We start from the raw sequence: 18056 nt of genomic DNA, 5'->3' as shown, positions 1-18056 counted from the left end.
CCCCCGTGACCCCAAGAGGGTCCGGAGGCGTTCACGTCTCCTCGACTGTTACCGAGGCATTAAAATCCGTGTCGATCTAGCAGAGGAGTTCCCGCCCCGCAACAAGCTATGGTAATTTTAGTTCACGAGGCCGCCCGGCCAGACGACACGATTTTACCCTGCGGCGACGCGTCGCAGCACTCAGGCCGGGACCGCGTCAGGCATTGGTGCCAGCACCGATGCACGCGACCGTGCGCGGTGGCCGGGACCCGAGGCTGCGGGGGATTGCTTGCAGGCCTCGACGATCAGCACACCGCCACCCGCCAGCATCGGGATATTGTGGCCCGCCCGTTCCAGCACGCCCGCCATGCGCCGCCAGACCGGATTGTGCGAAGGCGGCTGATACAGCGTCGCGCGGACAGTGCCGATGTCGAAATCATGCGCCCGCAACTGGCTTTCCAGCTGGCTGGGCGAATAGGGCCGGCCAAAGCCGAAAGGCGTGCGATCCGATCGCGACCACAACCCGGCGCGGTTCGGCACGATGAAGATCGCCCGCCCTCCCGGCCCCAGCACGCGGTGACATTCGCTCAGCACGCCCGTGGGATGATCCGTCGTCTCCAGTCCGTGCAGGACGACCAGCTTGTCCACGAACCCCGTCGGCAGTGGCCAGAGCGTGTCTTCGCACAGCACCGACACATTGGCCTGCCCCGCGGGCCAGGGCATAACGCCCTGCGGTCCCGGCATCAGACCGATGACCCGGCGCGCGTCGCCTAGATAGGGCCGCAGCAGCGGCACCGCAAAACCGAAGCCTGCGACCGTCTGGCCCTTTGCCTCGGGCCACATTCGCACCAGTTCATCGCGTATGACCTTCTGCGCCGCCCGGCCCAAAGCGCTGCGGTAGTAGAAATTACGCAGATGAAGAACGTCCAGATGCATTGCGGTGAACAAGGTCCCATAGTCGGTCCGGTTTACCCTAGCAAAGAAAAGCGAAGTTGCCATGCCCGTTGAACTGATCACCATTCCCTGCCTGACCGACAATTATGCCTTTGTGATCCATGACGCCGCGACAGGACAAACCGCCCTTGTCGACGTGCCCGAAGCAGCGCCCATTCAGGCCGCACTCGATCAGCGGGGCTGGACCCTGTCGGACATCCTGCTGACGCACCATCACGACGACCACGTGCAAGGGCTGGAAGCGCTGCGCGGCAATGCCCGCGTCATCGGTGCGCGTGCAGATGCCCACCGCCTGCCCCGCCTCGACACAGAGGTCGCTGACGGCGACACGCTGACCGTCTGCGGGCGGGACGTCCATGTCATGGATGTCTCGGGTCACACCATCGGTCACGTCGCCTTTCACATGGTGGACGAAAAACTGCTGTTCACCGCCGACAGTCTGATGGCGATGGGATGCGGGCGCCTTTTCGAAGGCACCCCCGCGCAGATGTGGGACAGCATGCAAAAGCTGCGCGCCCTGCCCCGCGACACCACCGTCTGTTCCGGCCACGAATACACCACGACGAACGCGCGCTTCGCCCTGTCTCTTGAACCCGACAACAAAGCGATTATCTCTCGTACCGAGGCCACGAAGACGGCGCGTGAAAACGGCCGCGCCACCGTCCCGTCGCTTTTGTCGCTGGAATGCGAAACCAATCCGTTCCTGCGTGCCGACGATCCGGTTCTGGCGAAGGCCATCGATATGGCCGATGCACAACCTGCCGAAATTTTCACCGAAATCCGGGCCCGCAGGGACCGGTTCTGACACCCTCTAGGCCGGTCAATGTCGAAATGACCCGCCCAACCGCCGCGTTCACGACACGTCAGTCTTTTTGTGAACACGCTGGACAAGAAAAAACTTGAAGGTTGGGCCGAAAAGCCAAACCTTGGAAGATAAGGCCACGGTCCGATCAGGGTGACCCGCCCACCGGACCCCCGAACAGCAAGGAGCACCCGAAGTGCCATCTTTTTCCACGACGCTCGAGCAGTCCATTCACGGCGCGCTGGCCCTGGCCAACGCCCGCCGCCACGAACTTGCCACGCTGGAACATCTGCTTCTGGCCCTGATCGACGAACCCGATGCGGCACGCGTGATGCGGGCCTGCTCGGTCGATCTGGATGAATTGCGCAAGGACCTTGAAGAATTCATTTCCGACGATCTGTCGACGCTTGAAACCGACGTCGACGGGTCAGAAGCCGTGCCGACCGCCGCCTTCCAGCGCGTGATCCAGCGCGCGGCGATCCACGTCCAGTCGTCGGGCCGGACCGAAGTGACCGGTGCCAACGTGCTGGTCGCCATCTTTGCGGAACGTGAAAGCAACGCGGCCTATTTCCTGCAGGAACAGGACATGACCCGCTACGACGCAGTCAATTTCATCGCGCATGGCGTGGCGAAGGATCCGGCATTCGGCGAAAGCCGTCCGGTCACGGGCTCGCCTCAACCAGACGAGGACGAAAGCGTGACCGACGGGGACAAGAAGGAATCCGCACTGGCGAAATACTGCGTGGACCTGAACGAAAAGGCGGGCAAGGGCGACCTTGATCCCCTGATCGGGCGCGCCCACGAGGTGGAGCGTTGCATTCAGGTGCTCTGCCGCCGCCGCAAGAACAACCCGCTGCTGGTGGGTGATCCGGGCGTCGGCAAGACTGCCATCGCCGAAGGTCTGGCCTACAAGATTGTCAGCAAGGAAGTTCCCGAGGTTCTGGCCCATGCCACGATCTACAGCCTCGACATGGGCGCGCTTCTGGCCGGCACCCGCTACCGCGGTGACTTCGAGGAGCGACTGAAGGCCGTCATGACCGAGATGGAGAATCACAAGGACGCCGTCCTCTTCATCGACGAGATCCACACGATCATCGGCGCCGGGGCAACCTCCGGCGGGGCAATGGACGCGTCCAACCTGCTGAAGCCTGCGTTGCAGGGCGGCAAGCTGCGCTGTATGGGATCGACCACCTACAAAGAGTTCCGCCAGCATTTTGAAAAGGACCGCGCGCTGTCGCGCCGGTTCCAGAAGATCGACGTGAACGAGCCGTCGGTCGAGGATGCGGTCAAGATCCTGAAAGGCCTCAAGCCCTATTTCGAAGAGCACCACGGCGTCAAATACACCGCCGAGGCGATCCGCACGGCTGTCGAATTATCGGCACGCTACATCAACGACCGCAAGCTGCCGGACAAGGCCATCGACGTCATTGACGAGGCCGGTGCGTCTCAGCAGCTGATCGCTGAATCCAAGCGTCGCAAGACCATCGGCGTGAAGGAGATCGAAAGCGTCGTCGCCAAGATCGCCCGCATCCCACCGAAGAACGTCAGCAAGGACGACGCAGAGGTGTTGAAGGATCTCGAAGGGTCGCTGAAGCGCGTGGTCTTCGGTCAAGACAAGGCGATCGAGGCGCTGTCGTCGGCGATCAAGCTGGCCCGTGCCGGCCTGCGCGAGCCGGAAAAGCCCATCGGCAACTACCTGTTCGCGGGTCCGACCGGCGTGGGCAAGACCGAGGTGGCCAAGCAACTGGCAGATACGCTGGGTGTGGAACTGATCCGGTTCGATATGTCCGAGTACATGGAGAAGCACGCGGTTTCGCGTCTGATCGGTGCGCCTCCGGGCTATGTCGGCTTCGATCAGGGCGGCATGCTGACCGACGGTGTCGACCAGAACCCGCACTGCGTGCTGCTGCTGGACGAGATGGAAAAAGCGCACCCGGATGTCTACAACATCCTGCTGCAGGTGATGGACCACGGGAAACTGACCGACCACAACGGCCGGACTACAGACTTCCGCAACGTGATCCTGATCATGACCTCCAACGCGGGCGCGTCCGAGATGGGCAAGAACGCGATGGGCTTCGGTCGTGAAACGCGCGAAGGCGAGGATACGGCAGCAATCGAGCGGATCTTCACGCCCGAATTCCGTAACCGTCTGGACGCGATCATCAGCTTTGGCGCGCTGCCGAAAGAGGTCATCATGAAGGTGGTCGAAAAGTTCGTGCTGCAACTTGAAGCACAGCTGATCGACCGCAACGTGCACATCGAACTGACGCCGGCTGCCGCCACGTGGCTGGCCGACAAGGGCTACGATGCCAAGATGGGCGCCCGCCCGCTGGGCCGCGTGATCCAGGAGCACATCAAGAAGCCGCTGGCCGAAGAACTGCTCTTCGGCAAGCTGGTCAAGGGTGGTCTCGTCAAGGTCGGCGTGAAGGACAAGCAACTTCACCTGACGTTCGAGGCGCCCGAACAGGCCAAGATCACCGGCAAGAAGCCCCCCTTGCTGACCGCCGAGTGATCCGCACTGCCGCGATAACCCTCCTGTCCCTCGCAGCCACATCGGCTGCGGGGGATATTCTTTTGGCCCCCCCGATTGCCTGCGACCTGACGCAGACCTGCTACATCCAGCAGGGTGTGGATCACGACCCCGGTCCCGGCGTGCAGGACTTCTCCTGCGGCACGCTCAGCTACGATGGCCACAAGGGCACGGATTTCGCCCTCCCCTCCCTCGCGATGCAGGCCGAAGGCGTCGATGTTCTGGCCTCTGCCCCCGGCACCGTGCGCGGCGTGCGCAACGACATGGCGGATATCCTGCAAGGCACCCCCGGCGCGCCGGATGTCTCGGACCGCGAATGTGGCAATGGGCTGGTCGTCAGCCACGGCGATGGCTGGGAAACGCAGTATTGTCACATGAAACAAGGCTCTGTCGTCGTCCAGCCCGGTCAGACGGTCGCCATGGGACAGGTGCTGGGACAGGTCGGCCTGTCAGGCCAGACCCAGTTTCCCCACGTCCACCTTTCGGTGCGCCACGACGGCGCCGTGATCGATCCCTTCGCCCCTGACACTCTGACGACCTGCGGCACGACACCTGCGCGGGCCCTCTGGAACGACTCCGTCCCCTTCCCCCCCGGCGGCCTCATCGGCGCGGGGTTCAGCGACGCGGTGCCCGCATTTGACGCCATCAAGGACGGCACCGCAGGACGCGACACCTTGCCAAAGGCGGCGCCCGGCCTCGTCCTCTGGGGCTTTGCCTACGGCGCGCGGTCCGGCGACACGCTGACCCTGACGATCCGCGGCCCAAAGGGAGAGGTCTTCGCCGATACACAGACGCTCGATCGCACCCAGGCGCAACTCTTCCGCGCCGGTGGCCGGCGCACACCGTCCGGCGGCTGGCCGGCCGGCGACTACACAGGAACAGTCGAACTGCGCCGGGACGGCACGACGCTGGACGTTCAGACCACGCAAGTCGTTCTGAACTAGCGCTCCGTCAGCTTCAGCTCGATCCGCCGGTTCTGGGCGCGCGCCTCTGCCGTGTCGGCCGGGTTCAGCGGCTGGAACTCGGCAAAGCCGTTGGCCGACATCCGGTTCGGCGCAATCCCAAGCGTTTCCATATACCTGACCACGGACAGCGCACGCGCCTGCGACAGCTCCCAGTTGTCAGCGAACCGTCCGTTGCCGGACAGCGGCGTCGTGTCCGTGTGACCGTCCACGCGAATGATCCAGTCGATGTCGGGCGGGATCCGGTCCGCGATCTGCCGCAGGATCGTCGCAACCTTCGCGATCTCTGCGCGGCCCCGCACCGAAAGAGTCGCATCACCCGGACCAAACAGGACCTCTGACGAAAAGACGAAGCGGTCCCCCGCAATCTGCACGCCGTCCAGCCCTTCGACCACGCCGCGCAACTCGCCAAAGAAATCCGACCGGAACCGTTCGAGGTTCTGCGTCTCGGCCTGCAACCGGGCCGTCTCGGCCTCCAGCCGCTGCCGCTCCGCCTCTTCCAGCGCACGGCGGCGGCGTTCCTCGGCGGCGACGCGGGCCAGGGCGGTGTTCAGTTGCGATCCCAACTGCTCGATCTGCACCTGCGCATCAGAGCCATCCTCCTTGGCCACGTTCAACAATGATTGCAGGGTCCCCACTTGCTGCCGCAAGGCCGCGACCTGTTCGTTCAGCAGCGCGGTCTGCCGCTGCGCCTCGGCGCTCTGCTTCTGCTCGGCGCTCAACGCGGTGTTTGCGGTCGCCAGCAATGCCGCCTGCCGGTCTGCCGCCGATTGTGCCTCGGTGCCGGCTGACAGCGCCGCCGCCAGACGCGCCTGCAGATCCGCCCGGTCCTGCGCCGTTTCCGATGTCGTCGTCGACAGGCTCGCGACCTGCGCCCGCAAGGCATCACGCGCCAGCAAGGCCTCGGCCAGACGATCCTCAAGCGCAGCGCTGCGGGCGGTCGCATCCGCGGCTTTGGCCTTGGCCGCCTCTTGCGCCAGCACCATCGCTGCCAGACGCGACTGCAGGTCCGAATCGGCCAAAGCGTCTTGCCTGCGCGCCGCAGCCAAGGCGGCCTGCGCATCGGACAAGGCCGTCTCGGTCTCGCGCCCCGCTGCGACCGCGGCGGCAAGACGGGTCGTCAGATCGTCGGTTCGTGCCGCAGCGTCGTCCAGCCGTGCCCGCGCATCGGCCAGTTCCGCCGCGGTCTTGTCCTGCAATGAAAGGGCCGCCGCCAGCCGCGCATCCAGATCGGACCCCTGGCTTAGTGCGCCCGACAGATCGGTCTCGGCCTGCTGCTGCGCCAATAAGGCCGCCGACAGGTTCATCTGCAGATCGTCCCGCGCCGCCTGCGCCGCCGCAAGCAGGGTCAGCGTCTCCTCGGCTTTGCGCCGCTGCTCTTCCAGCGACAGGGTCATCGCCGTCAGCTCCGCGCCCGAGTCCGCCAGCCGCTTGCGCAAGGCCTCGGCTGCTGCCGCATCCGTCAGCTGCGCCGCTTCCAGATCACTGATCCGCGTCGTCTGGTCGGTGGCTTTGGTCTCCATCTCGGCGACCATCGCCTGCAAGGCATCGCGACGGGCCGCAGCCAACCGGGCCGCCTCGGCCTGCGCATCGACCTCCGTCCGGGCCGACGCCAACGCGAGGTTCAATTGCTCCTGCGCTGTCATCAGGTCTGTGTTTTTCTGTTCCAGCCCCGCCACTTGCGCGGTCAGATCGGTGCGCTGCGCCAGCAGGCCCGCCACCTGCGCCTCGAACCCGGTGATCCGGTTCTGCGCGTCCTGCAGCGCCACCGCCGTCTCGTCCCGCTCGCCGATCAGCGCCGCAATCCGGTTCGCCTGCGCATCATTGTCGGCGGTCAGGGTCGCGTTGCTGTCCTGCGCCAGCCCCAGCGCATCTGTCAGTGACGCCACCTGCCCCGCCAGCGCATCCAGTTCGGACGCCTGCCCGGTGATCGTCTCGCGCAGCACGAACTGAATCACCATGAAGATCGTCAGCACGAACATCAGCACCAGCAGCAAGCCGGTCATCGCATCGACGAAACCCGGCCAGATATTGGCGTTCATCCGTTGGGTGCGACGCGACAGGGCCATGGGTCAGGCGTCCCGCCGGGACTGCTTGATCGCACGGGTCAGACCGGCCAGATCGGTCCGCAGATCGGCCAGAGTCTCCTGACGCCCCGCCGCAATCTCCTCCAGCAGGCGCAGCATCTGCGTGTCGATGGACCGCAGGCGCATCCGGCTTTCGGCGTCCAGACCGTCGACGCCGTCGTCCTGCATCTGTGCGATCAGCCGGTCCTGACCTTCGGCAATCCGGGTCAGCAGCGCCTCGTTCGTGGTGGTGCCGCGCTGGCTGTCTACCAGCCGGTCGATGGTGCGCGCCAGCTGCGACAAATGCGCGTCCGCCTCGCCGCGCGTCTGTTCCGCTTGCGTGAACATGCCGCGCATGGTGTTCAGTTGCTCGCCCATGTGATCGGCAAAGGCCGACAGCATCGCACTGTCCTCGTTCCCGCCTTCGTCGCTGCCCGCAAAGCCCAGACGCGTGATCGTGGACAGCCACTCCTCCAGCTCGCGGTAGAACCGGTTCTGGCCGTGACCAGCAAACAGCTCCAGCAGGCCCACGACCAGCGACCCGGCCAGCCCGAGCAGAGAGGAGGAGAACGCCGTCCCCATGCCGCCCAGCTGGCTTTCCAGGCCCTGTTGCAGGCGACCGAACACATCCGCACCGCTCTCGCCCTCTGCCGGGTTCAGCGACCGGATCGTTTCGACCAAGGCGGGAACCGTCGTGGCAAGGCCGTAGAACGTGCCCAGAAGGCCCAAGAAAATCAGCGTATTGCCCAGATACCGGGTAATCTCGCGGTCCTCGTCGATCCGCTGCGCCACGCTGTCCTGAATCGACGTCGCCGCGGTCGAGGAGATTTGCATCCGCGTGCCCCGCGACCGCAGCAACGTGGCCAGCGGTGCCAGCAGCGACGGCGCGATCGTGATCTGATGACCCGCGCGATTGGCAGCGAACCCTTCGATCCACTCGACGGATTTCATCAACTGCCAGACCTGCGCGAATGTCGATGCGACACCCATCACAAAGACCGCAAGGATCAGCCCATTCAGATAGGGGTTCGACATGAAGATCGCGCGGATCTGTGCGAACCCCAGATACAGCCCCGCCGCCACCAGCGCCAAGGCGATCAGCATGGACGTGATCTGTCGCACCGGCTGCGAAAACTGCGGTGACTGTGGTTTGCTGAGGTCCGTCACGGGCGGCCGCATCCTGTCTTCCTTGTTTTACCGCAGCCTAGTGGCCTAGGACGCCAAACGGAAATGATTAATCGGTCTAGGCCAGACGTTTAACACGGTCCACCAGCCAGCGCATATCCGGATCCACGATGCCCATCTGGTCCAGATGCTCTGCCGTCCGAAAGAGGTATTCCGGGTTCGGTCCCCGCCCGCCATTGCTGCGGGCGATCATCGTGGCCTGCGTCTCCAGATCAAGCTGCACATACTGCTCGTGCGCCGGGTCGATGACATAGGCCACCGCCTCCAGCGGCCCGTCCTCGGTCTGCAAGGTCACCGTCCGCTCCAGATAGGCCGAGGAGATCAGTTCACGCGCGCGCAGCATCTCCAGGACCGCTTCCGCCTCGGCATCGTCGGCGCGAAAGGCCATGCCGGTGCATTGTCCGCCCGGGACGGCATCCAGCGCCAGCACAAGGCCGGGCACTTCAGGCGTCCCGCGATGATGGATCGACAGCATGCAGAAGCTGCGGTGGTAGTCGCGCAGCACCGCCCGCCGCGCCTCTGCCGGCTTGAACCCGGGATTCCACAAGAGCGATCCGTAACCGAAAACCCACAAGCGCATGTGACTGGTCCTTTTTCCATGCCCCCTATAGACGCAGGGGCGACCGATTACGAGGGGGCCGCCATGAAGCTTTTGTTGATCATCGTGCTGAGCGTTGCAGCCATCTACGCTGGCGTCTGGGTGGTCGCGTCGCGCGGGCTGAACCATGGCCTGCAGGCCGGCATCGCTGCGGCCGAGGCGCAGGGCTGGCAGATCGACTCCGGCAGCCTGACCACGGGCGGCTTCCCGTCCCGCTTCGACGTGCATGCGACTGACCTCACCGTGACGGCGCCCGACGGCAATCTGATCTGGCAGGCGCCTTGGCTGGAAACCGCGGCCCTGTCCTACCGCCCGAACAAGGTGATCGCGGTCTTCCCACCGCAGCAGACGCTGCGGGTGGACGGGCAGACCCTTACCCTCGCTTCAGACGGCCTGCGCGCCAGCCTTGCCGTCGCGGCGACGCGTCTTCTGGATTTCAGCACCATGACGGCAGAGGCACAGTCCCTGTCGCTCGCATCAGACCTTGGTTGGTCCGTCACTGGCGGGGCGGCCGTGCTGGGCCTGCGCGCACACGGACCTGCCGCCAACACGTTTGAGGCCTATCTGAAAATGGCTGACGTGCAGCCAAGCCTCGCGTTGCCGTCCGCACCGACCGCGCCGGCACAGGTTACAGCGGACGCGACCTTCACCCTTGATCGTCCGCTCGACCGGCTGGCCCTGCTGCCGGCACGTCCCGGCATCACGGCCCTCACGCTCGACACATTGACGGTGGACTGGGGGGGGCTGGTGCTCTCAGCGAACGGCGACCTCTCCGTCGATCCTGCCGGTATACCAACCGGCACGATCACCGTCGTGGCGACGGGCTGGCGCGACCGGATCGGCCTGCTGGCCGAAGCCGGCCTCGTTCCTGCGGGGATGTTGCAGACGCTGACCAGCATGGCGGGGATGCTGACAGGCGCCGGCGGCGCCCTGACCCTGCCGCTGACCTTCGCAAACGGCAACATGGCGCTGGGGCCAGTCCCGCTGGGACCCGCCCCGCGCATCGCACTGCCCTAGGTGGCGCGGCGGCCTTCGATGGCCAGCCAGATCTTTTCAGCGATATTCGTGCCGTCGAACCGCTCCAACTCCTGAATCCCGGTGGGAGAGGTCAGGTTGATCTCGGTCAGCCAGTCCCCGATCACGTCAATGCCCACGAAGATTTGGCCCTTTTCCCGCAGCAGCGGCCCAATTCGGTCGCAGATTTCGCGGTCACGGTCCGTCAAGGCGACCTTCTCGGGGCGCCCGCCGACGTGCATATTGGACCGGGTTTCGCCTTCCGCAGGCACCCGGTTGATCGCACCCACCGCCTCGCCATCGACAAGGATGATGCGCTTGTCGCCTTTTGACACCGCCGGCAGGAACTTCTGCATGATCAGCGGCTCACGGTTGATACCGGAAAACAGCTCGTGCAGGGACGCGAGGTTGCTGTCCGATTGCCCCAGCTTGAACACGCCAGCACCGCCGTTGCCGTACAAGGGCTTCAGGATCACATCGCCATGGGTGGCCCGGAAATCGCGCAGCGTGTCCAGGTCGCGGGCAATCATCGTAGGCGGAGTCAGATCCTGAAACTGCAGGACCAGCAGCTTTTCGGGATAGTTGCGGACCCAGAACGGATTGTTCACCACAAGCGTCGTCTCGGCCAGCATGTCCAGCAGATGTGTCGTGGTGATGTATCCCATGTCGAACGGCGGATCCTGACGCAGCCAGACCACGTCGAAATCGGCCAGATCGACCTCTGTCGCCTCGCCCAGCGTGAAGTGATTTCCCTTCTCGCGCCGCACCGTCAAAGGCCAGCCCCGCGCCGTGACCCGCCCTTCGCGGAACGCCAGTTTGTCCGGCGTGTAATAGAACAGCCGGTGACCGCGCTTCTGCGCTTCTTCGGCGATGCGAAACGTGCTGTCGGCATCGATGTTGATCGGACCAATAGGGTCCATCTGGATCGCAACGTTAAGGGACATGGGACGCAGACCTTTCAGAGCGGGTGTCGTCCCGATATGGCGCAGCCGTGCAGGCTGTGCAATGCCGTGTCACCAGCCGCCGAAGGCGTTCGCGATCACCTGAACTTGTCCCGTCGCATCCACCGTCGCCACATCGAATCGCATCGGCGTCAGCGATCCGCGCGGTTCCGTCCCCACGAATTCCGACGCGGCAGTGCAGATCCGGTCCATCTGCCGCCGCGTCACCCGCTGAGCTGCCTGTGCATGGGTCCGGCTTTTCTTGACCTCAACGAAGACGACGTCGTTCCCGTCCCGCAAAATCAGATCGATTTCACCGCCACGTCCCCGCCACCGGCGTGCGGCTTCCGTAAAGCCGCGCGCGGCATAAGACCGGGCAACGATATCCTCTGCCGCCAAACCTGCGTAATGGTTTGTCCTTTGGCGCAACCCGTCCTGCATCATCAGTCGTCCTTTCGGTCCAAGCCAAGCGCCGTCTGATAGACCTGACGCCGCGGCAATCCCAGCGCCCCGGCCACCGCCGTCGCCGCATCCTTGATCCGCATCGTCACCATCGCATCGCGCAACGCGGTTTCGACATCGCCATCGGACACGGTCTGCGCCCCCACGCGGCCAATCAACACGACGATCTCGCCCTTGACGGCGCGTCCGTCGAAATCATCGGCCAGCGACTGAAGCGTGCCGCGTGTCACCTCTTCAAACTTCTTGGTCAGCTCCCGGCACACCACCGCTTCCCGATCGCCTCCCAGAACCTCGCACGCCGCATTTAATAAAGCATGAACGCGTTTCGGTGATTCGTAGATCACCAGCGTGAACGGCATATCCCGCAGGTCAGCCAGCTGCGTCGCGCGCTGCGCTGCCGCGGCCGACAGGAACCCCACGAAGGCAAAGCGGTCCGTCGGCAGCCCTCCGACAGCGAGCGCCGTCAGCACGGCGGACGCGCCGGGCGCCGCAGTCACCGGCAGACCCGCGTCCCGGACCGCCAGCGCCAGTTCGAACCCCGGGTCCGCGATCAGCGGGGTGCCGGCCTCTGACACGCAGGCAACCGCCTTACCTGCAGCAACATCGGCCACCAGCCGCGCGATCTGCCCTGCGCCGCTGTGATCGTGGAACGCCACGACCGGACGCTTGCCCAAGGGCACGCCGTGGATCTCCATCAGCTTGCGCGCGGTCCGCGTGTCCTCTGCCGCGATCACGTCGCAGCTGGCCAGAATGTCCAGCGCGCGCAACGTGATGTCGCGGGCCGACCCGATCGGCGTCGCCACCAGATACAATCCCGCCGACAATGGTCTGATCTCGTAATTCATGCCTAGACCCTCCGACGCCCTGCCTTATGATACACCAAGCCCCGAACCATGGGGGGGAACGGGCGAAAGGACAACGCCCCGCGCCACCATGACCCCGAAAAGCCAGAGGATGTCACTCATGACTGCCACGCTGCCCCGGCCCCCGTTTTCCCGCCTCCGGCGTCTTGCTGCACGCACCACTGCCGCCTGTGCCGCCCTGTGGATGGCGGCCTGCGCGCCGCTGCCCATGACCGAAGGTTCGAATACGGGTCTGCAGATTGACCCCAACGCACCGGTCCAGGTGGCCCTGCTGGTCCCCGCAGGATCAGGAGACAGCAACGACGCGCTGCTGGCGCGCAACCTTGAAAATGCCGCGCGCATGGCAATCGCCGATCTGAACGGCGTCCAGATCGACCTGCGCGTCTACAACTCGGGCGCGAGCCCTGCGCAGGCCGCACAGGTCGCGACCCAGGCCGCGGACGAAGGGGCCAAGATCATCCTTGGCCCGCTGTACGGCGCCACCGTGAACCCGGTCGGCAACGCCGTGGCCGCGCGCAACATCAACGTGCTCGCCCTGTCGAACAACCCCACCGTCGCGGGCGGCAACGTCTTCGTCCTCGGGCCGACCTTCAACAATACCGCCAACCGCCTCGTGTCCTACGCCCGCCGGTCGGGGATCGAGCGGTTCGGCATCGTCCATGCCAACGACATCGGCGGCCAGCTGGGCCGTGACGCCGTCGTCGCCGCCGTGCAGGCAAACGGCGCGCAGGTTGCGGGCATCGGCAGCTATGCCCTGTCCCAGCAAGGCATCACCAGCGCCACGCCGCAGATCGCGGCCACGCTGAAGCAGGCGGGTGCGCAGGCCGTGTTCCTGACCGCCAGCGCCAACGCCGACTTGCCGATCATCGCGACTTCGCTGCCCGGCGCCGGGATCAACCCGGCCGACACCCGCTACCTCGGCCTGACGAACTGGTCCGTGCTGCCGCAGGCGCTGTCGCTGCCCGGCGTGCAGGGAGGCCTTTTCGCCGTGCCCGACCGCGGCATGACCGCCAATTTCGAGGCGCGCTACAACGCAACCTACGGCACCATGCCGCTGCCGCCCGCGGGCCTTGCCTATGACGGCATTGCCGCGATCGGCGCACTGGTGGCCACCGGCAACCGGAACGCGCTGACCAAGGCCGCGCTGACGACCTCGCAAGGGTTCCAGGGCACCAACGGCATCTTCCGCCTGCTGCCCAACGGGCTGAACGAACGCGGCCTTGCCGTTGCGACGATCCGCAACAATCAGGTCGTCATCCTTGAAAACGCCCCACGCAGTTTCGACCGTGCAGGCAGCTAGACCCGCGTCACTGATCGTCGATTCGGCGCCGGAGGATCTGATCCTGCCGGCGCCGCTGATTTTCGACGCCGCCGTCGTGACGGCGGCGCTTGACGACGTGATGAAGGCCGCACCCGACGACCGGACCCTGCGCGCCGCGACCGTCGGCATCCTCAAGCAGGCCCAGACCCGCGGGCGCGACGCGATTCGCGCGGCCTTCCTCGCGCATCCCTTCCGGGCCAATCCGACGACCCGGTCCTACAGCTGGCTGACCGACCAGATCCTCATCACCGTGCTGGACGTGGCCCGCACCCGCCTGCACCGCCTGCCCAACCCGACCGAAGGCGAGCGTCTGTCCGTCATCGCAGTCGGCGGCTACGGGCGCGGCGAAATGGCACCCTTCTCGGACGTCGATCTGCTGTTCCTGACTCCCTACAAGATCACCCCCTGGGCCGAGAGCGTCATCGAATCGACGCTTTACATGCTCTGGGACCTCAAGATGAAGGTCGGCCACGCCAGCCGCACGGTCAAGGATTGCCTGCGGCTCGCCGCAGAGGATTACACGATCCGCACGTCACTGGTCGAATACCGCTATCTGACCGGCGACGCGGCCCTCGCCGACGAATTGGGCAAGCGGCTCTGGACCGAGCTTTTCAAATCCTCCGCCCCCGACTTCATCGAGGCCAAGCTGGAGGAACGCGCCCAGCGCCACCGCAAGCAGGGCGGCCAGCGCTACATGGTCGAACCCAACGTGAAAGAGGGAAAGGGCGGCTTGCGCGACCTGCAATCGCTGTACTGGATCGGCAAGTATATCCACGGCGTGCGCGACGCGTCCGAGCTGGTCAAATTCAAGGTCTTCACCCAGGACGAATACGAGACCTTCCGCGCCGCCCATGAATTCCTCTGGGCCGTGCGCTGCCATCTGCATCTGATCGCGAACCGCGCGCAGGACCAGCTGACCTTCGACATGCAGGTCGCGGTGTCGGACGCGATGGGCTATGCCGACGGTGGCGGCAGGCGCGGCGTCGAACACTTCATGCAGGCCTATTTCCGCCACGCCACCATGGTCGGCGACCTGACCCGCATCTTCCTCGTGGCGCAGGAAAAGACCCATACCAAGGCCGCCCCGATGCTGGAGCGTCTGCTCAAGCGCAAGCCCAAGACGAACCCGCCCTATGCGATCAAGCAGAATCGCCTGACGGTGTCGGGACCCAAGACCTTCCTGTCCGATCCGGTGAACCTGTTGCGCATCTTCGACGAATCGATGCGCACGGGCACGCTGATGCATCCGGACGCCATGCGCCTGATCGCCGCCAACCTGCACCTGATCGACGCCGCCGTGCAGACCGATCCAGAGGCGAACCGCCTGTTCCTGAACCTGATGCTGAAGCACGGCAACCCGGAACGCGCCCTGCGCCGGATGAACGAACTCGGCGTGCTGGGCGCCTTCATCCCTGACTTTGCCACGATCGTCGCGATGATGCAGTTCAACATGTATCATCACTACACGGTGGACGAACATACGATCCAGTGCATCAGCCACCTCGCCCAGATCGAGCGGGGCGAACTGCAGGACACCCTGCCGCTGACCACATCCATCCTCAGGGCCGGGGTGAACCGCAAGGTGCTTTACGTGGCCCTGCTGCTGCACGACATCGGCAAGGGCCGGCCCGACGATCACTCGATCCTCGGTGCCCAGATCGCCCGCCGCATCTGCCCGCGACTGGGGCTGAACAAGAAGGATTCGGAAACGGTCGAATGGCTGATCCGCTATCACCTGCTGATGTCCGACACCGCGCAAAAGCGTGACATCTCTGAACCGCGCACGATCCGTGGCTTTGCCAAGGCCGTGAAATCGGTGGAACGTCTGGACCTGCTTTCCGTGCTGACCGTCTGCGACATTCGCGGTGTGGGTCCGGGCACATGGAACAACTGGAAGGCCGTCCTGCTGCGCAACCTCTATGCCGCGACCCGCAGCGCGCTTGATAACGGGCTGGAGGACGTAAACCGCGAAACCCGCGAAACCGTGGCGAAACGGTCCCTCCGCGATGCCTTGGGGACATGGGACACCGCAGACCTCAAGCGCGAGATGTCGCGCCATTACGGCCCCTACTGGCAGGGCCTGCCGCCGCGGACGCACATCATCTTCGCCAATCTGCTGCGCGACATCCCCGATGACGAGGTGCGCATCGACCTGATGCCGGACCCCGACCGCGACGCCACCCGCGCCTGTTTCGCCATGGTCGACCACCCGGGCCTGTTCAGCCGCATGACCGGCGCGCTGGCCCTCGTGGGCGCCAATATCGTCGACGCGCGAACCTACACCTCCAAGGACGGCTACGCGACGGCGGTCTTCTGGATTCAGGACGCCGACGGCCACCCCTACGAGGAGTCCCGCCTGCCCCGCCTGCGCAGCATGATCCACCGCACCCTGATGGGAGAGGTCGTGCCACGCGACGCGCTGGCCGACCGCGACAAGCTGCCAAAGCGCGAACGCGCCTTCCGGGTGCCGACTACGATCACCTTCGACAACGAAGGCTCCGAAATCTACACCATCATCGAGGTCGATACCCGCGACCGTCCGGGCCTGCTCTTTGACCTGACCCGCACGCTGGCGGGGGCGCATGTCTACATCGCCAGCGCCGTGATCGCGACCTACGGCGAACAGGCCGTCGACACCTTCTATGTCAAGGATCTGACGGGGCTGAAATTCCACAGCGAATCCAAACGCCACAGCCTGGAACGCCGCCTGCGCGAGGCCATTGACCGTGGCACGGAACGGGCGCACACGTAGCGCCGCAATCGTAAGGGCCGTCCCATGAAACAGATCCGCCTGATGTCCGGCTTTTTCACCGTCGGCATCTGGACCCTGCTCAGCCGCGTCATGGGCTTTGCCCGCGACATCATGATCGCGGGCTACCTCGGCACCGGCCCGGTGGCCGAGGCGTTTCTCGTCGCCTTCTCTCTGCCCAACCTCTTCCGCCGCTTCTTCGCCGAAGGCGCGTTCAACATGGCCTTCATCCCCATGTTCTCGAAAAAGGTCGAAGGCGGCGAAGGCGCCGAGGAATTCGCCCAGGACGCCTTCGTCGGCATGGCCGTCATCCTGACCTTCTTCACGATCCTCGGCATCATCTTCATGCCGCTGCTGGTGACGGCGATGGCCTCGGGCTTTCGCGGCGACGAACGCTTCGACCTCGCCGTCGAATACGGCCGCTACGCCTTTCCCTACATCCTCTTCATCTCACTCGCGGCCCTGCTGTCCGGTGTGCTGAACGCGACGGGCCGCTTCATGGCCGCCGCCGCCGCCCCCGTGCTGCTGAACATCGTCTTCATCGCGGCCATCGTGGTGGCCGCAGCCTTGGGCCGCCCGATGAGCGACACGCTCGGCGTCAGCCTCGACCAAGCGCTTGGCCTGCGCGTTGGCGACTCGCTGGCGCTGTCGGTGCCCTTCGCGGGCTTCGTGCAGATGGCCGTCGTCTGGTGGGCCGCCGCCCGCGCGGGCTATCCCCTGCGGTTCAAGCGCCCCCGCATCACCCCGGAACTGAAACGCCTCGCCTATATCGCGGCCCCCGCCGCCCTCGCTGGCGGAGTCGTCCAGATCAACCTGCTGGTCGGTCGTCAGGTCGCCAGCTTCTTCGAAGGCGCCGTCGCCTGGCTGAACTACGCCGACCGCCTCTACCAGCTGCCGCTCGGCGTGGTCGGCATCGCCATCGGCGTCGTGCTGCTGCCGGATCTCTCGCGCCGGTTGCGCGGCGGCGATACGGCGGGCGGGCGCGACGCCTTCAACCGCGCCTCGGAACTCAGCCTCGCGCTCACGGTGCCCGCGGCCGTGGCCCTGATCGTGATCCCGATGCCGCTGACGTCCGTTCTCTTCCAGCGCGGCGCCTTCACGGCGGACGATACCGCCGCCACCGCCCTCACCGTCGCGGTCTACGGACTCGGCCTGCCGGCCTTCGTGCTGCAAAAGACCCTGCAGCCCCTGTTCTTCGCGCGCGAAGACACCCGTCGCCCCTTTAACTATGCCGTCGTCGCGATGATCCTGAACCTCGCCCTCGCCGTGGGCCTCGCCCCCTTCATCGGCTTCATCGCCGCGGCCCTTGGCACCACGATGACCGGCTGGGCGATGGTCGTTCTGCTCTGGCGCGGCAGCCGCGATATGGGCGAGGCCGCGACCCTCGATGACCGCTTCAAGACCCGCCTCTGGCGCATCCTGATCGCGTCGGGTGGCATGGGCGTCGTGCTCTGGATGGTCGAGGTCATCCTTGGCCCCTACTTCGGCACACCCGGCCTGCGCTACATCGCCCTCTCCGCCCTCGTAGGCTCCGGCATCGTCAGCTATTTCGCGATCGGCCAACTCGTCGGCGCCTTCAAGCTGCACGAATTCCGCCGCGCCCTGCGCCGCTGACCAGATGAACGTC

General features: G+C 65.3%; 14 protein-coding genes. 7 read left to right on the top strand and 7 right to left on the bottom strand.

Going from position 1 to position 18056, the window contains the following annotated elements; all coding sequences use genetic code 11:
* Positions 1 to 180: 180 nt before the first annotated feature.
* Positions 181 to 915 carry a class I SAM-dependent methyltransferase gene (locus GLR48_RS08865; RefSeq protein ID WP_237064462.1) on the bottom strand — a complete coding sequence of 245 codons (735 nt, stop codon included), beginning with the start codon at positions 913 to 915 and terminating at the stop codon, positions 181 to 183.
* A 61-nt stretch (positions 916 to 976) separates the two neighbouring features.
* Between GLR48_RS08865 and gloB the strand changes: the two genes are divergently transcribed.
* The 3 genes from gloB to GLR48_RS08850 all read left to right on the top strand — a co-directional run bounded on the left by gloB (position 977) and on the right by GLR48_RS08850 (position 5212).
* The gene (gene gloB / locus GLR48_RS08860; RefSeq protein WP_237060905.1) at positions 977 to 1738 is read left to right on the top strand and encodes a hydroxyacylglutathione hydrolase; all 762 of its coding nucleotides are present in this window, start codon (positions 977 to 979) and stop codon (positions 1736 to 1738) included.
* Between the two features lie 193 nt (positions 1739 to 1931).
* Positions 1932 to 4250, top strand: a complete 2319-nt coding sequence (clpA, locus tag GLR48_RS08855; protein WP_237060904.1) for an ATP-dependent Clp protease ATP-binding subunit ClpA — start codon at positions 1932 to 1934, stop codon at positions 4248 to 4250.
* A gap of 62 nt (positions 4251 to 4312) precedes the next feature.
* Positions 4313 to 5212: a M23 family metallopeptidase gene (locus GLR48_RS08850; RefSeq protein ID WP_272911383.1), complete on the top strand. Its 900-nt coding sequence runs from the start codon at positions 4313 to 4315 to the stop codon at positions 5210 to 5212.
* On the opposite strand, the gene GLR48_RS08845 is transcribed toward GLR48_RS08850, so the two are convergent.
* The 3 genes from GLR48_RS08845 to GLR48_RS08835 all read right to left on the bottom strand — a co-directional run bounded on the left by GLR48_RS08845 (position 5209) and on the right by GLR48_RS08835 (position 9061).
* Complete coding sequence (locus GLR48_RS08845; protein WP_237060903.1) at positions 5209 to 7299, bottom strand: peptidoglycan -binding protein; 2091 nt, start codon at positions 7297 to 7299, stop codon at positions 5209 to 5211. The two genes, GLR48_RS08850 and GLR48_RS08845, sit on opposite strands and share 4 nt — an antisense overlap.
* 3 nt (positions 7300 to 7302) lie before the next feature.
* Positions 7303 to 8475 (bottom strand): biopolymer transporter ExbB, encoded by a 1173-nt coding sequence (locus tag GLR48_RS08840; protein ID WP_442915779.1) that lies wholly within the window; start codon positions 8473 to 8475, stop codon positions 7303 to 7305.
* A gap of 64 nt (positions 8476 to 8539) precedes the next feature.
* Positions 8540 to 9061, bottom strand: coding sequence for a gamma-glutamylcyclotransferase (locus GLR48_RS08835; RefSeq protein ID WP_237060902.1), 522 nt, complete (start codon positions 9059 to 9061; stop codon positions 8540 to 8542).
* A gap of 18 nt (positions 9062 to 9079) precedes the next feature.
* Between GLR48_RS08835 and GLR48_RS08830 the strand changes: the two genes are divergently transcribed.
* Positions 9080 to 10096, top strand: a complete 1017-nt coding sequence (locus GLR48_RS08830) for a DUF2125 domain-containing protein (RefSeq protein ID WP_237060901.1) — start codon at positions 9080 to 9082, stop codon at positions 10094 to 10096.
* Here the strand turns inward: GLR48_RS08830 and gshB are convergent.
* From gshB to rsmI, 3 genes are all read right to left on the bottom strand, one after another.
* Positions 10093 to 11037, bottom strand: coding sequence for a glutathione synthase (gshB, locus tag GLR48_RS08825; RefSeq protein ID WP_237060900.1), 945 nt, complete (start codon positions 11035 to 11037; stop codon positions 10093 to 10095). The two genes, GLR48_RS08830 and gshB, sit on opposite strands and share 4 nt — an antisense overlap.
* A 69-nt stretch (positions 11038 to 11106) precedes the next feature.
* The gene (locus GLR48_RS08820; RefSeq protein WP_237064451.1) at positions 11107 to 11475 is read right to left on the bottom strand and encodes a YraN family protein; all 369 of its coding nucleotides are present in this window, start codon (positions 11473 to 11475) and stop codon (positions 11107 to 11109) included.
* A 2-nt stretch (positions 11476 to 11477) separates the two neighbouring features.
* A complete protein-coding gene (gene rsmI, locus GLR48_RS08815) occupies positions 11478 to 12341 on the bottom strand; it encodes a 16S rRNA (cytidine(1402)-2'-O)-methyltransferase (RefSeq protein ID WP_237060899.1) in 864 nt (287 codons plus the stop codon).
* 118 nt (positions 12342 to 12459) lie between these two features.
* On the opposite strand from rsmI, the gene GLR48_RS08810 reads away from it, so the two are divergent.
* From GLR48_RS08810 to murJ, 3 genes are read left to right on the top strand one after another with little or no spacing between them, the layout of a single operon-like run.
* Positions 12460 to 13659 carry a penicillin-binding protein activator gene (locus GLR48_RS08810; protein ID WP_237060898.1) on the top strand — a complete coding sequence of 400 codons (1200 nt, stop codon included), beginning with the start codon at positions 12460 to 12462 and terminating at the stop codon, positions 13657 to 13659.
* Entirely contained in the window at positions 13646 to 16432 is a 2787-nt protein-coding gene (locus GLR48_RS08805) for a [protein-PII] uridylyltransferase (protein WP_237064449.1), read from the top strand. Before GLR48_RS08810 ends, GLR48_RS08805 begins: the two co-directional genes overlap by 14 nt.
* Positions 16433 to 16456: 24 nt before the next feature.
* Positions 16457 to 18043, top strand: a complete 1587-nt coding sequence (murJ, locus tag GLR48_RS08800; RefSeq protein WP_237060897.1) for a murein biosynthesis integral membrane protein MurJ — start codon at positions 16457 to 16459, stop codon at positions 18041 to 18043.
* Positions 18044 to 18056: the final 13 nt, after the last annotated feature.

It is taken from the genome of Loktanella sp. M215, assembly GCF_021735925.1.
Lineage (GTDB): Bacteria > Pseudomonadota > Alphaproteobacteria > Rhodobacterales > Rhodobacteraceae > Loktanella.
The sequence above is the reverse complement of the archived record's forward strand: the minus strand, read 5'-3'. Positions and strand labels throughout refer to the sequence as shown.

Bases quoted from the DNA above. Each gene is read 5' to 3' on its own strand.
- gshB (WP_237060900.1), bottom strand. From the start codon at position 11,037: ATGTCCCTTAACGTTGCGATCCAGATGGACCCTATTGGTCCGATCAAC.
- GLR48_RS08820 (WP_237064451.1), bottom strand. From the start codon at position 11,475: ATGCAGGACGGGTTGCGCCAAAGGACAAACCATTACGCAGGTTTGGCG.
- GLR48_RS08865 (WP_237064462.1), bottom strand. From the start codon at position 915: ATGCATCTGGACGTTCTTCATCTGCGTAATTTCTACTACCGCAGCGCT.
- murJ (WP_237060897.1), top strand. From the start codon at position 16,457: ATGAAACAGATCCGCCTGATGTCCGGCTTTTTCACCGTCGGCATCTGG.
- GLR48_RS08830 (WP_237060901.1), top strand. From the start codon at position 9,080: ATGCCCCCTATAGACGCAGGGGCGACCGATTACGAGGGGGCCGCCATG.
- rsmI (WP_237060899.1), bottom strand. From the start codon at position 12,341: ATGAATTACGAGATCAGACCATTGTCGGCGGGATTGTATCTGGTGGCG.
- GLR48_RS08845 (WP_237060903.1), bottom strand. From the start codon at position 7,299: ATGGCCCTGTCGCGTCGCACCCAACGGATGAACGCCAATATCTGGCCG.
- GLR48_RS08810 (WP_237060898.1), top strand. From the start codon at position 12,460: ATGACTGCCACGCTGCCCCGGCCCCCGTTTTCCCGCCTCCGGCGTCTT.
- GLR48_RS08840 (WP_442915779.1), bottom strand. From the start codon at position 8,475: ATGCGGCCGCCCGTGACGGACCTCAGCAAACCACAGTCACCGCAGTTT.
- GLR48_RS08835 (WP_237060902.1), bottom strand. From the start codon at position 9,061: ATGCGCTTGTGGGTTTTCGGTTACGGATCGCTCTTGTGGAATCCCGGG.
- gloB (WP_237060905.1), top strand. From the start codon at position 977: ATGCCCGTTGAACTGATCACCATTCCCTGCCTGACCGACAATTATGCC.